This is a genomic window from Aestuariibaculum suncheonense (assembly GCF_014596935.1).
Lineage (GTDB): Bacteria > Bacteroidota > Bacteroidia > Flavobacteriales > Flavobacteriaceae > Aestuariibaculum > Aestuariibaculum suncheonense.
On record NZ_JACVXC010000002.1, the window covers coordinates 629,768 to 644,200 of the forward strand.

Consider the following 14,433-nt stretch of genomic DNA (forward strand, 5'->3'; position numbering starts at 1 on the left):
CTTATGTTACGCCACTAATTTTAAAAAACGCTAATTTTACACTAAATATCGATTTGATTATGAAGATAGAACAAATATATACTGGATGTTTAGCACAAGGTGCTTATTACATCGAAAGTCAAGGTGAAGTAGCCATTATTGATCCGTTAAGAGAAGTATCTCCTTACATTAAAAAAGCGGAAGACAATAGCGCAACGATTAAGTACATTTTTGAAACACACTTCCACGCCGATTTCGTAAGTGGACACGTAACACTTTCAAAAAACACTGGTGCTCCTATCGTTTTCGGACCAAATGCAAACCCAGATTTCGATGCGATTATCGCTACCGATGGTCAAGAGTTTAAATTAGGCAATATTACCATTGTGGCTTTACACACGCCTGGTCACACTATGGAAAGTACCACATACCTTTTAAAAGATGAAAACGGTAAAAACCATGCTATTTTTAGTGGAGATACACTTTTCTTAGGCGATGTTGGCCGCCCGGATTTAGCTCAAAAAGCTGCCGATATGACTCAGGAGCAATTAGCTGGATTGCTATTCGACAGTTTACGTACTAAAATTATGCCGTTAGCTGATGATGTTATTGTATATCCTGCTCATGGTGCCGGTTCAGCTTGTGGTAAAAACTTAAGCAAACAAACTGTAGGTACGATTGGTGAACAAAAAGCAACCAACTATGCCCTACGCGCCAATATGACCAAAGAAGAGTTTATTCAGGAAGTAACCGATGGTTTATTACCACCACCTCAATACTTCCCGTTAAACGTAAAAATGAATAAAGAAGGTTATGACGATATTGATGATGTTTTAGAACGCGGAACCCAACCCTTAGAGCCGAAGGCATTTGAAGCAATTGCTAACGAAACCGGAGCAATCATCTTAGATGTACGTCACCAAAACGATTTCGTAAAAGGCCATATCCCAAGATCTATTTCTATCGGTATCGACGGAGGTTTTGCGCCATGGGTAGGTGCACTTATCGCCGATGTTAAGCAACCAATCCTTTTAGTTGCACCAGAAGGACGTGAAGAAGAAACCATTATTCGATTATCGCGTGTTGGATTCGACAACACTTTAGGATTCTTAAAAGGCGGATTTGAAGCCTGGAAACACAACGGTTTCGAATACGATACCATTTCGTCAATTTCTGCTGAAGAATTTAAGAACATATTAGACAAAGAAGAAGTTCCTGTTTTTGATGTTAGAAAAGACGGTGAATTCAAGTCTGAGCATGTGGTAAATGCACACCACACATCTCTTGATTATTTAAATGATCATTTAGCTGAATTCCCAGAAGACAAACCGTTTTATATTCACTGTGCCGGTGGGTACCGTTCTGTAATTGCAGCTTCAATTTTAAAAAGCCGTGGCATTCATAATTTAGTTGATGTTGCCGGTGGTTATGCAGCGATTAAAAACGCTGGCATCCCGACAACAAACTATGTTTGTCCATCTACCTTAAAATAATTTTAAGTTTATATAGATAGTAAAAGAGCGGTAATACCGCTCTTTTTTTTGTAACATAGGTTACGCCATGCGTCAGTTTTGTGTTGTAAATTTATAGCGTAATATTCAACACTAAAAATCCATTTAACATGTCCATATTATCATTCCTTTTCGGAACAAAAAACACTAACATAAATGTTTTATCAGCATCCGAATTCAAAGAACACATTCAAAAGAAAAATGTTCAATTAATTGATGTGAGAACGCCTAACGAATTCAAATCCGGAGCGATTAAAAATGCAAAAAACATCGACATTTTTTCAAATACATTTGCCTCAAAATGTGAAGCTTTAAAGAAAGACCAACCAATATATGTGTATTGTAGAAGTGGTGCCAGAAGCCGAAGTGCTTCAAAAAAATTATCGAGTATGGGATTCACCGAAATCTACGATTTACAAGGTGGCTTTTCTAACTATCGTTAAAATTTATAACATGCAAACAACAATAATAATTCAAAACCTTAAATGCGGTGGCTGTGCTAACACCATCACCAACAACCTTGAGAATATCGATGAAATTTCAGATATTCAGATAGACCTAGAAAAAAGCACTGTAAGCTTTAATTGTGATAATGAAATCGGTGTTGTAAAAGTAGAAACAAAACTAAAAGCCTTGGGCTATCCTTCTATCGAAGATGAAAACAGTTTTTCCTCTAAAGCAAAATCGTTTGTAAGTTGTGCTACGGGTAAATTTTCAAAATAGAATATTATGAGCAAATTTTCAGAAATAATAAATCAAGACAAACCGGTTTTAGTCGATTTTTTTGCCGAATGGTGCGGCCCATGCAAAATGATGAGCCCTATTCTGAAAGATGTAAAAGAAACGATGCAGGACCAGGTATCGATTATAAAAATAGATGTAGACAAAAATCAGTCCATAGCTACTAAATTTCAGGTACGTGGTGTTCCCACTTTAATGATTTTTAAAAACGGAAAACAATTATGGCGTCAATCTGGCGTACTTCAAAAGAATGATTTAATTTCGTTATTACAATCATACAAATAGCCTATGGATTTATCGGAAAGTTATTGGGATAACCGATACAAAACCAATAATACGGGTTGGGATATTGGTCATATTTCAACCCCAATAAAAACCTATATTGATCAACTTACCAATAAAGATTTAAAAATATTAATTCCTGGTGCTGGCAATGCTTACGAAGCGGAATACTTATTTCTTTCAGGGTTTAAAAACGTTTATGTTATAGACCTCTCAAAAACCGCTTTAGATAATATTAAGGCTCGTATTCCTGAGTTTCCGGAAAGCCAAATGATACAAGGTAATTTTTTCGATTTAAACGACCACTTCGATTTGGTTATCGAACAAACCTTTTTCTGTGCCATTAACCCGGAATTGCGGTTTAAATATGCAGAAAAAATGCATCAGCTTTTGAAGCCTGAAGGAAAACTGGTCGGGCTTTTATTTGATATGCCTTTGAATCAAACAGAACCACCTTTTGGTGGCTGCGAGGCAGATTACATCAATTATTTCGGTCCTTATTTCAATATCGAGTTAGCTCCTTGCTATAATTCCATTACGCCCAGACATGGTAAGGAATTATTTATTAAAATGACGCATAAACAAGTTGACTAAAAAGGACTTATGTAACATTTATTACAAAGCATTTCACTTAAAAACAATAACTTGCAGAAGATTAATAATGTATAAAACTATACTCCCATATTAATTGATTAATAGGCCAAAAAGCTTTCTTGAAAAAGGAAGCTTTTTTTATGTGTTTCAAGGAGATTTAATTTTCTGTGCCGTATTTTTGTTAGGAATCAAACCTACCCCCTATGGAAGACATGCTTTTCTATGATAGAATGCAATTTGCATTCACCATTACCTTTCACTACTTGTTTCCGCAATTAACCATGGGATTGTCTTTAATGATTGTCTGGTTTAAGTGGAAATTTTTAAGAACACAAATCGAAAAATATAATGAAGCCGCAAAGTTCTGGATGAAAATATTCGCGATTAACTTTGCCATGGGAGTGGTGACTGGCATCCCCATGGAATTTCAATTCGGAACCAATTGGGCGAAGTTCTCCGAACTCACTGGAGGCATCATTGGTCAGACACTGGCTATGGAAGGTATGTTCTCCTTTTTTCTGGAATCCTCGTTTTTAGGTCTTTTCCTTTTTGGTGAAAAACTTCTTGGGCACAAACTCCATTTTATCACCGGATTTTTAGTCTTTTTAGGGTCCTGGGCCAGTGGCTATTTAATTATAGCCACACATTCGTGGATGCAACATCCGGTAGGTTATGAAATTTTAGAAAATGGAAAGTTTGTTCTTAATAATTTTGGTGCCCTGTTTTCAAATCCTTGGTTACTGCCATCTTATTTACATAATCAATTAGCATCCATTATTACCGCCGCTTTTGTAGTCTCGGCTGTTGGTGCTTTTTATCTGTTGAATAATAAACATAGCGACTTCGGAAAACTATTTCTTAAAACCGGTGTCATTTTTGGTTTGGTTTCAAGTGTTTTAGTTGCTTTCCCTACGGGCGATTTAGTGGCTAAAAACGTTGTAAAACATCAACCCGTAACCTTTGCAGCTATGGAAGGTATTTTTGAAACTGAAGAAGGTGGTAGCGAAATTGTTTTAATTGGTCAGCCAAACATCCTAGAAAAGAAATTAGACAATAAAATAGCGGTTCCTAACATTCTAAGCTTTTTAACGTATCAAGATTGGGATGCCGAAATAAAAGGTTTAAATGAGTTTGAACCCAACACCTACCCGACCAATATTCCAGGCTTGTATTATGCGTATCACATTATGGTGGGGCTGGGCACCATTTTTATTGGGTTAATGCTTTTAGCGGCTATTCAGTTATTCCGAAAAAAACTGTTCACAACTAAATGGATTTTATGGGCGTTACTGTTCATGGTACCACTCCCTTATATCGCAAACACGACAGGTTGGTACACTGCCGAACTAGGTCGTCAGCCGTGGTTGGTTTATAATTTACTGCGAACCACCGAAGGTATCTCGCCTACCGTTTCATCTGGAAACACCTTATTCACCTTACTCGGATTTATTGGATTGTATCTTTTATTAGGTCTACTCTTTTTAATCCTTGTCGGAAAAATTATTTACAAAGGCCCACAAACTACAAAACACTAACTATGGAATTATTCTGGTATATCGTTTTAATGTGCATGCTAACCGTTTATGTTATTTTAGATGGTTACGATTTTGGAGCAGGCATTGTACATTTATTCTTTGCTAAAACCGAAAAAGATAAAAAAGCCATCACAAACTCCATTGGGCCATTCTGGGATGCCAACGAGGTTTGGCTTATTGCTGCTGGTGGCGTTTTATTTTTTGCCTTCCCTACACTTTACGCAGCGTCCTTTAGCGGGTTTTACTTGCCGTTAATTATGATTTTATGGCTACTCATTTTTAGAGCCATTGGTTTAGAATTACGCGGACAAATACACAACAAAATTTGGGAAACCATTTGGGATAAAGCCTTCGGAATAGCAAGTTTACTTCTAGCGCTATTCTTCGGTATTGCCTTAGGAAACGTGGTGCGTGGCGTTAACTTAGGGATGGTGACTGATGGCGTTTCAGCACACGAACCGCATTATTTCTTTTTACCGCTTTGGAATCCCACATTTAGCCCTAAAGCCGAACATTTAGGTATTATTGACTGGTTTACCATTTTATTAGGAATTATTGGCGTTATCGCCTTAACCATTCACGGGGCGAACTGGATTATTTACAAAACCAATTCAGAATTAAATTCAAAACTAAAAAACATCATATTTAAACTGAATTTTGGGTTGCTTGCTTTGGTTGTTCTATCCCTTTTCATCTGGCATATTATCGAACCGAAACCCTTTCACAACTTTATAAAAACACCATGGCTATGGATTTTCCCTATCATTACCTTTACGGGATTATTCGGATTATTTAAGGTGAGAACATTCAAAAAGGACGGTACGGCATTTTTGTTTTCGTCACTGTTTTTATTTGGAGGTATCAGCTCAACAGTGGCTTCTATTTTCCCAAAGTTATTACCATCTACAAATACAACGAACCCTGATCTAACCATTTACAATATGGCTGCCGATGCATACGGCCTTTCGGTTGGGGTAAACTGGTTTGTTATTGCAGTAATTCTGGTAGCTGTTTACTTTACCATTCAGTATAAAGTATTTAAAGGAAAAATGGATGATGTAGGCTACGGAGAACACTAATATGATCTATTTAAATTAAGATCATTTTCTCTTGATTCCATTTTAAATTTAAAAGAAAACCTCGACACTTTTATGTCGAGGTTTTCTTTTAATTACATGCTGTTTTGTTATTTAACAACCCCTAAAGCTTTACCTACTTTAGTGAAGGCTTCAACCGCTTTATCAACATGATGTGTTTCGTGAGCTGCTGAAAGCTGCACACGAATTCTCGCTTTTTCCTTTGGTACTACCGGATAGAAAAAGGCAATCACATAAATACCTTCATCAAGTAATCTGGCGGCAAACTCCTGAGCTAATTTAGCATCGTATAACATCACAGGAACAATAGGGTGTTCTCCTGGAATAATATCGAAACCAGCTTCAGTCATTTTAGTTCTGAAACGTTTCGCGTTATCCTGAACTTTTTCAATTAAATCGGTTGATGTTTTTAATTTATCTAAAACCGCAATCGAAGCTCCTGCAATAGCAGGCGCTAAGGTATTTGAGAATAAATAAGGACGTGATTTTTGTCTTAACATCTCAACGATTTCTTTTTTAGCAGCAGTAAATCCACCAGAAGCACCACCTAAAGCTTTTCCGTAGGTACCCGTAATGATATCGATACGTCCCATAACGTTTCGGTACTCATGTGTTCCACGACCTGTTTTACCAACGAATCCGGTAGCGTGACATTCATCAACCATGACCATAGCCTCATATTTATCGGCTAAATCACAGATTTTATCTAACTGCGCGATGGTTCCATCCATAGAGAACACACCATCAGTCACAATAAGCTTTCTTCTTGCTCCAGAAGCCGCTTTTAATTGCTCCTCTAAAGATTCCATGTTGTTGTGAGAATAACGGTAACGTCCTGCTTTACATAAACGAATACCATCTATAATAGATGCGTGGTTTAATTCATCTGAGATAATCGCATCTTCAGGACCTAAAATCGGTTCGAAAACACCACCATTAGCATCAAAAGCCGCCGCATAAAGTATACAGTCTTCCATCCCTAAGAATTCGGCTGTTTTTTGCTCTAATTCTTTATGAATATCCTGTGTGCCGCAAATAAAACGCACAGAAGATAAACCAAATCCGTGCGTTCTCATAGCTTCAATCCCAGCCTCTACAACATCGGGATGCGAAGACAATCCTAAATAATTGTTTGCACAAAAATTTAAAACTTCATTACCTGCGGTCGTATTAATCTCTGCACCTTGAGGCGTCGTAATGATACGTTCCTTTTTATAAAGTCCAGATTCTTTTATGTCGTTTAACTCGTTTTCAAGCTGTTGTTTAACTGCTCCGTACATAGTGTGTAAATTTTTATTGAGTTACTAAATTGTATTGTTCTTTTAAGTGTTTAAGCATGTCTTGGGTCATGGCATCTAAATCGTATTTCGGTGCCCAACCCCAGTCTTGTCTTGCCTGACAATCGTCAATTGATGACGGCCAGTTTTCAGCAATGTTTTGTCTGAAATCCGGATTATAAGTCACCTTAAAATTAGGATAATATTTTTGAATAGACGCAGTAATTTCTTCCGGAGTAAAACTCATTCCTTGTAAATTATACGAAGTTCTTACTGTAATCGCCTCTTTTGGAGCATCCATAAGTTCTAAAGTAGCACGGATGGTATCATCCATATAAATCATTGGCAACATGGCATCAGCTTTCAAATAACATTCAAAATCTTCTTCCTTAATCGCTTTATGATAGATTTCTACAGCATAATCAGTAGTTCCTCCGCCTGGTAAAGATTGATAACCAATAACCCCTGGATAACGCAACGAGCGCACATCTAAACCATATTTTAAGAAATAGTATTGTGCCCAGTTTTCACCTGAAGCTTTACTTATACCATAAACGGTTGACGGATTTAAAAAATCACTCTGTGCCGTATCCATTTTAGGTGCCATATCGCCATACACCGCAATTGAGCTTGGGTAAAATACTTTGCCCACTTTTTCGGCAACCGATACTTCCAGAACATTAAATAAAGTTTTCATATTAATCTCCCAGGTTTGCAATGGATTTTGCTCACCTCTGGCAGATAATATAGCTGCTAAATGGTAAATCTGTGTTACTTTATATGTTTTCACAATAGCCTCCAGATGCGCTTTATCAGTCACATCTAATTGCTCGTAAATACCTTGATAATTTTTAATTTCGTTCAAATCTGAAGCGATAACAGCTTCTTCTCCAAACTTATTTTTAAGGGCCTCAACCAACACAGAACCTAATTGGCCACCAGCACCTGTAACTAATATTTTTTCGTTTTGCATACCTTAAATTGTAAAGTATAAAATTACGAATTACGCCGATTCAAAAAACAAATTCACTTTTCAAACACATATATTAAGTAATTAAACTTTTAAAAATTAATTTTTAAAGAAAATATTCCTTTTAAATAATTATTTATCTTTATTTGAAGAAAAAATAACTTCATCTTATGGTAGAAAAACTGGACAATATAGATTTAACAATTCTAAAAATCTTACAAAACGATTCAAAAAAGACCACCAAAGAAATTGCAGCCTCTTTAAATATGACAATTTCTCCGGTTTACGAACGCATAAAACGTTTGGAGAACGATGGCTATATAAAAAAGTACGTCGCGATATTAGACAAGAAACTTTTAAACTATCCGGTAACCGTTATTTGCATGGTATCACTTCGTTACCATAACGAGGGGTTTATTGATAAATTTGAAGAGCAAATTAAAGAACTTCGAGAAGTACAGGAATGCTTCCATATGGCTGGAAAGGTCGATTTCTTCTTAAAAATAAATATGACTAGCTTAGATGATTACCATGATTTTGTGAGAGTAAAGCTCTCGAACATTTCGAATATCGGGGTATTGGAGAGCTATTTTGTATTAAAGGAAATCAAGCAATCTACTGAATTTGTGATATAAAAAAAGCCTTTGGTCTCAGTCCAAAGGCTTTTTGCTGTCAATTTTTCACTTTTAAGTCAACGCTTTTTGATGAAACTTCTTAGAATCTTTATTTTCAAGTTCTATAATAATCACAAAAGGATCTTTAGTTTTTACCTTTTTTGCTTCAATAAAATATTCTCCATTCGAAATTTCTTCTAAATCTAGAGCTTTATCCGGTTTAGATAACAAATACGCCTTTTTAATCACACTGCCTTTATTCAACTTTACGCGATATTTACCATTAATCGGCTTATTAAACACCACCATATTAATTGTTGTTTCAGAATCATTGTTTTGAGTAAAATACCCCCAGCCTTGTTTTTTTAAACCAGCGTAACCACAGTTATAAATCGCAGAACTATTGTCATCCATCCAATCTCCAATTTCTTTTGCCAATTTCACTTCTTCTTCTCTAAAATCTCCTTCACCTGTCGGACCAAAATTCAATAGAAAATTACCATTTTGAGAGGTGCATTGCACCAACATTTCAATAAGTTCGTTAGCTGTTTTAATGTGTGTTAAAGTCCAGTCTTTATGATAACCCCATTGGTTCTCCGGAATAGTCATACAACATTCCCAGTCGTTTTTAGTTACCTCAATATCCCACGGATTAGGCAAACGGCGTTCATAACCCGACTCATAATCACCCATCAATACGCCGTTCGAATCAAAATGACGACTACCATACTCATCTGCTCGCATGCGGCTATTAACTACTAACCCCGGATGCTTTTCTTTCAGTTTCTTTTCCAATTCATAAGAAAATTGGCCATTATCTTTCCAGCACTGATCCCAAGTTCCATCAAACCAAAGACCTTTAACAGTAGGGTAACGGTCTAATAGCTCAAGTAATTGATTTTTGGTAAATATTTTTAAGCGTTCAAAAGCTTCTTTATCTTCTTCAGAATTTAATTTATAACGCCAGTCTGGATGATGCCAGTCTAAAACAGAATAGTACAAACTCACATCAATACCTTCGGCATTGTAAGCTTCAATAAATTCCCCTAATAAATCTTTCCCATAAGGCGTATTTTCAATATCGAAATCTGTATATTCACTAGGCCATAAACAAAACCCTTCATGATGCTTGGTTGTAATCGTTGCATACTTTACCCCCATAGCTTTAGCCATTTTAGCCCAGGCCATAGCATTAAATTTTATTGGATTAAATTGATACTGTAAAGAATCCCATGTAGCAGTACTAATACCTGCAGAACTCTTTAAAAACTCGGCTGCATATTCATACGTTTTCCCCTTCCAAACGCCTCCGGGAATAGCATAAAGCCCCCAGTGAATGAATTGTCCGAAACGATTTGAACGCCATTTTTTCATGGCGTCATCCTGACGTGGCAATTCGGTTATTTGTCCGTATTTCACCTCTTTTTCCGACTCCTCCTGAGCATGTAATTGTCCTGTAACTCCTATTATAAAAATAAGACAGGTTAATAATATTTTTTTCATTTATTAAATATTCTTTATTCTGGTAGTATTGTTTTTTCTTAATAAAACACTAAAATCCAGCATGAACTTTAGTACTCTCTTTCATTTTAAAATCTTTTGTTTTTTCTGACCTAAAATTCCATTTGATAATATCTTCAAATGCCTTCCCTTCTTTTACAACAACCGCTTTAACACTATTCTCTCCTTGTACTAAGTTTACATTTTCAAAAATGTAATGCACCTCTGTAGTTCCCATTTTTGGTCTTTCTAATTCAATACCATTTAAAAACACCCTTGGTTCTCCAAGGTTAGAATAAACCTTAATATTGGTTTGTTGTTTTTCGCGGTCTACCATACGTCTTTCTGTAATATACAAAATCGGTTCTTGACTCCAGTTGGCTTTATACCAGTAAAACGCATCCTTTTTAATCGTTCTATCGAAAGTGACTAAACCTTTATGATTACGGGCTTCAATACCACCATTATTCCATTTTGGCACGCAAAAATCGAACATATTCCATAAATAAGAACTGAGTATATTCGGATTATTTTTGATAATTCCCCACTGAATTTCATGGGTTTTTGTCTGATACGTTTCCGGATAAAAAGGCTTCCAGTATTCCCAGGTATTTTCAATAAATTCGGTTTGATGATTCGGGTTTCCACCTGCTCCATATTCCGTTAACATGATTTTATACTCCGGATAATCGGCTTTCAAACCTTTTGCCCATGTTTCCAAATCGCCAATTTTCCCTTCGTACCAACCATAGTATCTATTCATACCCTGAATATCGGCATTCAAATTCACCGGATGCTCCATATGTCCATAGCCATTAACAGCCACCGTATATCTGCCTGGATCTTCCCCTTTAGCGAGATCGTGCATTTCTTTGGTTAGCTGTGCCGTATAATCGTGTGGCTTATAGACTTCATTATGAAGCCCCCATACATAAATTGACGGATGATTGTAATTTTGACGAATAAGTTCTTTTAATTGCAATTTGGCATTGGCACCTTCTTCGCCAGTAACACGGTTAACAAAAGGGACTTCGGCCCAAACTAATAAGCCTAAACTATCGCATTTGGAATAGAAATAGTCTGATTGTTGGTAGTGTGCCAAGCGTACCGTTGTTACGCCCATTTCCATAATCATATCTAAATCGGTATCGTGGTGTTCTTGTTCTAAAGCATTACCAATTCCCCACCAATCCTGATGACGACAAACTCCATACATCGGGTACTTTTCTCCATTCAAGAATACGCCTTTATCAGCCAAGACTTCGACTTTTCTAACTCCGAGAGGCTGAATAATTTCGTCTAGAATATTATTCCCATCTTTAAGGGTAGTTACCACTTTGTATAAATAAGGGTCTTTTCGTCCTTGCCATAAATGTGGTTTATTAAGTATGAAAGAAGTTGTAAACTCATGAACACCCTGTGGTCTTACTGAAACTGGATTGCTTTTCTGAGCAACCAATTTTCCCTCTTGATTATAAATTTTACATTCTAAATTAATCTGTTGAATGTCTTTAAGCTTACTTGACAGTTTCACGTTAACTGATACATTCACCTTTTTGTTATCTATTAATTCCTGAGAGATATAAACACCATTGGAGGCATAATCGGTAACATCGATATTGACTTGATTGGTACTTATTAACCAAACTGAACGATGGATTCCGCCATAAACTCCAAATAAATTATGATTTACAGGAATAACATCTTTACGCGCTTCATTATTTACTTTTAGTAAAAATTCGTTCTCCTTACCAAAATTTACAGCTTTAGTAATCTCAAATGAAAACGCCGAATATCCTCCTTTGTGATTTCCAACAAAAACACCATTAATATAAAAATCGGCAACCTGACCTACACCCTCAAACTTTAAAAATAAGCGTTGATCTTTCAAGGATTCTTCAACCAAAAAAGTCTTTTTATAATAGGCATCGCCTTCATAAAAATTACCATAATCGACCTGCATATCTTTAGCATTCCAGGTATGCGGAATCGTTACTTCTGTCCACTTTTTATCCCAGTCCTGCATAAAGATGAGTTCATTTTCAGGAAATGGTCCTTTTTTAAATTGCCAACCGTCGTTAAACGCTTCTACTTTACGACCAGTTTGTGAAAACCCAAATTGTGTTATCACAAAACTCAACAATATAATTCCTAATTTCAATTTTCTATTTTTTTTATTCATTTGGGGAAATCAAGCTAAATACAAAAAAAGTCTTTTTATAAATTATTAATGAGGGCTTATCTTTCAGACATGGTGTAATTTTTAATCATAACGAAATATTACCGCATAAAAAAGGCTTCATAGTCATTTGTGAAGCCTTTTTATCTTTTATAAAAAAAACGTTGGTTATTCAACAACCAAATTAAAGTCTATATGAATTTCATCATCAACCGTAATGAGTCCAAACATTTTTTTGGGTTGTTCTAAATTATAATCACTCAAACAAACCTTTAATCCACCGTTGATTAATGTGGTTCCATTATTTCTCACAGTAACCGGTATTTTATACTCTTTTTTTATTCCAGCAATTTCCACATCAACAAGTGTTTGAACATCACTTTTATCTTCTAAACTACTGGTTTCTTTTAGAATTAATTTAATTTGAGGGTAGGTTTCTGACTTTAAAATTTTCTGAAAATCACGATTAATCCCTTTCCCTCCACAATCGAAACAACCATTATCTAAAACTAAAGCGGTTTCTTTAAATTTTAATTTTTGGCCATTAGAAAAATAAGTAACAGATATAGGATTTTTTAATCGTTTGGAATCAAAAACACAGCTAAAGGCATTCACATTTGTGGTTCCTTTAACTACAAGTGTACTTTTTGAAGACACGACAACCGACGTGGTATTTACTGCAGTATCCGTTTTTGTAAAAGCTAATGCTGCCAGTATAAACACTACAAACACAACTCTTCTCATTTTTCTATAAACTTTATTTATTCCTGTATAAAGATAATAAACAAGTCTCTAAAGTATTTAGTTATTTATATAGTTTAACTATTTAACAACACTTTAGAGACTTGAATACTTTGCTATTAATTACTTCCTATAATTTTAGAAGCTAATAACCGCTTCCATCATTAAACCATTAAACTTACCATCTTCTAAGATATTATCGGTTGCATAACCATCGTAAGTTTGATTTACATATTCAGCTTTTAAAAGAATATTTTTAGTCATAAACCAACCAGCGCCTAACTGAAATCTATCTAAGTTTACATCATCTCCACCTGCTAATTCAGCATCAACAGTGTTATATCGTCCACCTAGATAAAAATTCTCATCTTGTCCGAATCGATAGATTAACTCTCCAGCAAATTGATTAGTGTTTCTTCTATCTGTTTCACTCAACGCTCTACCTGATGTCATTTCAACAGTTCCAAAAAATTCTAATCCTTTGTACTTAACAAATGGGTTAAACATTACAGCTGTTATTTGGTTTTTAAATCCTGGATCAAAACGTCCTGATCTAAAATTCCCTTTAGCTGATGCATCCACACCTTCCATCACAAAATAGTATCTAGATCCTGCTCTATCTGCAGTATATAAATAATTACTTTTCACATATCCAGTATTATATAAAGATCCAGATAATCTAACTCTTAAATCCTGATCTAATTGTTTATCATAACCTAATTTCGCTAAAAAGGCAGCTCCACCCGTTGTTCCATCACTAGAAACAACATCCTGATTCAACTTCCCATTAGAGAAACCAACCATTCCAAATAATCCGCTATCACATCTGTAATAAACTTCAGCACCTACTTCAGTTGTAAAGGCATCCATAATTAAGTTACCAACAAATGGATTATAAATAGCTTGTGCATTATCAGTTCTTCTAAAATGTGTATCTCCATAGTTATTTTCCATATGACCTATTTTAATAGTCGTATGCTTCATAAATTCGCTTAAGAATCCCTCACTAATGAAGTCTAATTTGTCGATTTGAAAATACCCACCTTTTACATATGGTTCTGGGTGATGACGAGATGATAAGTACGTTCTTAAATGCATACGAATACCATCGGCTAAAGCGACATCTAAATCTAAGTTTGCGGTAGCTAAATTAAAGTTACTTCCTATTTCTTTTAAATCTACAGCTCCAGAATTCTCATGGTCTAAAGCTTGGAACTGCAATGTAGAAGCCCCTCCAATTCGTACTTTAACACCATCAAACGTTGAAACGGTATCTTTCGGTGCTTCAAATACATTCACTCCATTTTTGTCTGGTTGCCTGTAATTATCTAAACTTCTGTTATTTTGTGCATAGAAACTAAGTCCCGCCAACATAGCTAAACCTAAAATTGCATTTTTTAAAATTGATCTCAT

The 14,433-nt window shown here is 35.6% G+C and carries 14 protein-coding genes; 8 read left to right on the forward strand and 6 right to left on the reverse strand.

Going from position 1 to position 14,433, the window contains the following annotated elements:
- The first annotated feature begins 59 nt into the window (after positions 1 to 59).
- From ICJ84_RS08225 to cydB, 7 genes are all read left to right on the forward strand, one after another.
- A complete protein-coding gene (locus ICJ84_RS08225; RefSeq protein ID WP_188215890.1) occupies positions 60 to 1,472 on the forward strand; it encodes an MBL fold metallo-hydrolase in 1,413 nt (470 codons plus the stop codon).
- 128 nt (positions 1,473 to 1,600) lie between these two features.
- Positions 1,601 to 1,933 (forward strand): rhodanese-like domain-containing protein, encoded by a 333-nt coding sequence (locus ICJ84_RS08230; protein ID WP_188215891.1) that lies wholly within the window; start codon positions 1,601 to 1,603, stop codon positions 1,931 to 1,933.
- Positions 1,934 to 1,943: 10 nt separating this feature from the next.
- The gene (locus ICJ84_RS08235) at positions 1,944 to 2,213 is read left to right on the forward strand and encodes a heavy-metal-associated domain-containing protein (RefSeq protein ID WP_188215892.1); all 270 of its coding nucleotides are present in this window, start codon (positions 1,944 to 1,946) and stop codon (positions 2,211 to 2,213) included.
- A 6-nt stretch (positions 2,214 to 2,219) separates the two neighbouring features.
- On the forward strand, positions 2,220 to 2,516 hold the full coding sequence (gene trxA / locus ICJ84_RS08240; RefSeq protein WP_188215893.1) for a thioredoxin: 297 nt from the start codon (positions 2,220 to 2,222) through the stop codon (positions 2,514 to 2,516).
- A 3-nt stretch (positions 2,517 to 2,519) separates the two neighbouring features.
- Positions 2,520 to 3,107, forward strand: coding sequence for a methyltransferase domain-containing protein (locus ICJ84_RS08245; protein WP_188215894.1), 588 nt, complete (start codon positions 2,520 to 2,522; stop codon positions 3,105 to 3,107).
- A gap of 203 nt (positions 3,108 to 3,310) precedes the next feature.
- Positions 3,311 to 4,642, forward strand: a complete 1,332-nt coding sequence (locus tag ICJ84_RS08250; RefSeq protein WP_188215895.1) for a cytochrome ubiquinol oxidase subunit I — start codon at positions 3,311 to 3,313, stop codon at positions 4,640 to 4,642.
- Positions 4,643 to 4,644: 2 nt separating this feature from the next.
- A complete protein-coding gene (gene cydB / locus ICJ84_RS08255; protein WP_188215896.1) occupies positions 4,645 to 5,721 on the forward strand; it encodes a cytochrome d ubiquinol oxidase subunit II in 1,077 nt (358 codons plus the stop codon).
- Between the two features lie 107 nt (positions 5,722 to 5,828).
- Here the strand turns inward: cydB and kbl are convergent, their stop codons facing one another.
- Both kbl and ICJ84_RS08265 read right to left on the reverse strand, forming a co-directional pair.
- Entirely contained in the window at positions 5,829 to 7,019 is a 1,191-nt protein-coding gene (gene kbl, locus ICJ84_RS08260; protein ID WP_188215897.1) for a glycine C-acetyltransferase, read from the reverse strand.
- Positions 7,020 to 7,032: 13 nt separating this feature from the next.
- Positions 7,033 to 7,989 (reverse strand): NAD-dependent epimerase/dehydratase family protein, encoded by a 957-nt coding sequence (locus ICJ84_RS08265; protein WP_188215898.1) that lies wholly within the window; start codon positions 7,987 to 7,989, stop codon positions 7,033 to 7,035.
- A gap of 167 nt (positions 7,990 to 8,156) precedes the next feature.
- On the opposite strand from ICJ84_RS08265, the gene ICJ84_RS08270 reads away from it, so the two are divergent.
- Positions 8,157 to 8,621, forward strand: coding sequence for an Lrp/AsnC family transcriptional regulator (locus ICJ84_RS08270; protein ID WP_188215899.1), 465 nt, complete (start codon positions 8,157 to 8,159; stop codon positions 8,619 to 8,621).
- A 51-nt stretch (positions 8,622 to 8,672) separates the two neighbouring features.
- On the opposite strand, the gene ICJ84_RS08275 is transcribed toward ICJ84_RS08270, so the two are convergent.
- The 4 genes from ICJ84_RS08275 to ICJ84_RS08290 form a co-directional block, all read right to left on the reverse strand.
- On the reverse strand, positions 8,673 to 10,103 hold the full coding sequence (locus ICJ84_RS08275; RefSeq protein ID WP_188215900.1) for an alpha-L-fucosidase: 1,431 nt from the start codon (positions 10,101 to 10,103) through the stop codon (positions 8,673 to 8,675).
- 49 nt (positions 10,104 to 10,152) lie between these two features.
- Positions 10,153 to 12,261 carry a glycoside hydrolase family 2 protein gene (locus ICJ84_RS08280; RefSeq protein ID WP_241748724.1) on the reverse strand — a complete coding sequence of 703 codons (2,109 nt, stop codon included), beginning with the start codon at positions 12,259 to 12,261 and terminating at the stop codon, positions 10,153 to 10,155.
- Positions 12,262 to 12,447: 186 nt separating this feature from the next.
- Complete coding sequence (locus ICJ84_RS08285; protein WP_188215902.1) at positions 12,448 to 13,023, reverse strand: YceI family protein; 576 nt, start codon at positions 13,021 to 13,023, stop codon at positions 12,448 to 12,450.
- Between the two features lie 135 nt (positions 13,024 to 13,158).
- A complete protein-coding gene (locus ICJ84_RS08290; RefSeq protein WP_188215903.1) occupies positions 13,159 to 14,433 on the reverse strand; it encodes a hypothetical protein in 1,275 nt (424 codons plus the stop codon).

What these genes read in the sequence shown, in the direction of transcription:
- ICJ84_RS08285 (WP_188215902.1), bottom strand. Translation starts at nt 13,023, where the DNA reads ATGAGAAGAGTTGTGTTTGTAGTGTTTATACTGGCAGCATTAGCTTTT.
- ICJ84_RS08270 (WP_188215899.1), top strand. Translation starts at nt 8,157, where the DNA reads ATGGTAGAAAAACTGGACAATATAGATTTAACAATTCTAAAAATCTTA.
- kbl (WP_188215897.1), bottom strand. Translation starts at nt 7,019, where the DNA reads ATGTACGGAGCAGTTAAACAACAGCTTGAAAACGAGTTAAACGACATA.
- ICJ84_RS08250 (WP_188215895.1), top strand. Translation starts at nt 3,311, where the DNA reads ATGGAAGACATGCTTTTCTATGATAGAATGCAATTTGCATTCACCATT.
- ICJ84_RS08265 (WP_188215898.1), bottom strand. Translation starts at nt 7,989, where the DNA reads ATGCAAAACGAAAAAATATTAGTTACAGGTGCTGGTGGCCAATTAGGT.
- cydB (WP_188215896.1), top strand. Translation starts at nt 4,645, where the DNA reads ATGGAATTATTCTGGTATATCGTTTTAATGTGCATGCTAACCGTTTAT.
- ICJ84_RS08225 (WP_188215890.1), top strand. Translation starts at nt 60, where the DNA reads ATGAAGATAGAACAAATATATACTGGATGTTTAGCACAAGGTGCTTAT.
- ICJ84_RS08235 (WP_188215892.1), top strand. Translation starts at nt 1,944, where the DNA reads ATGCAAACAACAATAATAATTCAAAACCTTAAATGCGGTGGCTGTGCT.
- trxA (WP_188215893.1), top strand. Translation starts at nt 2,220, where the DNA reads ATGAGCAAATTTTCAGAAATAATAAATCAAGACAAACCGGTTTTAGTC.
- ICJ84_RS08230 (WP_188215891.1), top strand. Translation starts at nt 1,601, where the DNA reads ATGTCCATATTATCATTCCTTTTCGGAACAAAAAACACTAACATAAAT.
- ICJ84_RS08245 (WP_188215894.1), top strand. Translation starts at nt 2,520, where the DNA reads ATGGATTTATCGGAAAGTTATTGGGATAACCGATACAAAACCAATAAT.
- ICJ84_RS08275 (WP_188215900.1), bottom strand. Translation starts at nt 10,103, where the DNA reads ATGAAAAAAATATTATTAACCTGTCTTATTTTTATAATAGGAGTTACA.
- ICJ84_RS08290 (WP_188215903.1), bottom strand. Translation starts at nt 14,433, where the DNA reads ATGAGATCAATTTTAAAAAATGCAATTTTAGGTTTAGCTATGTTGGCG.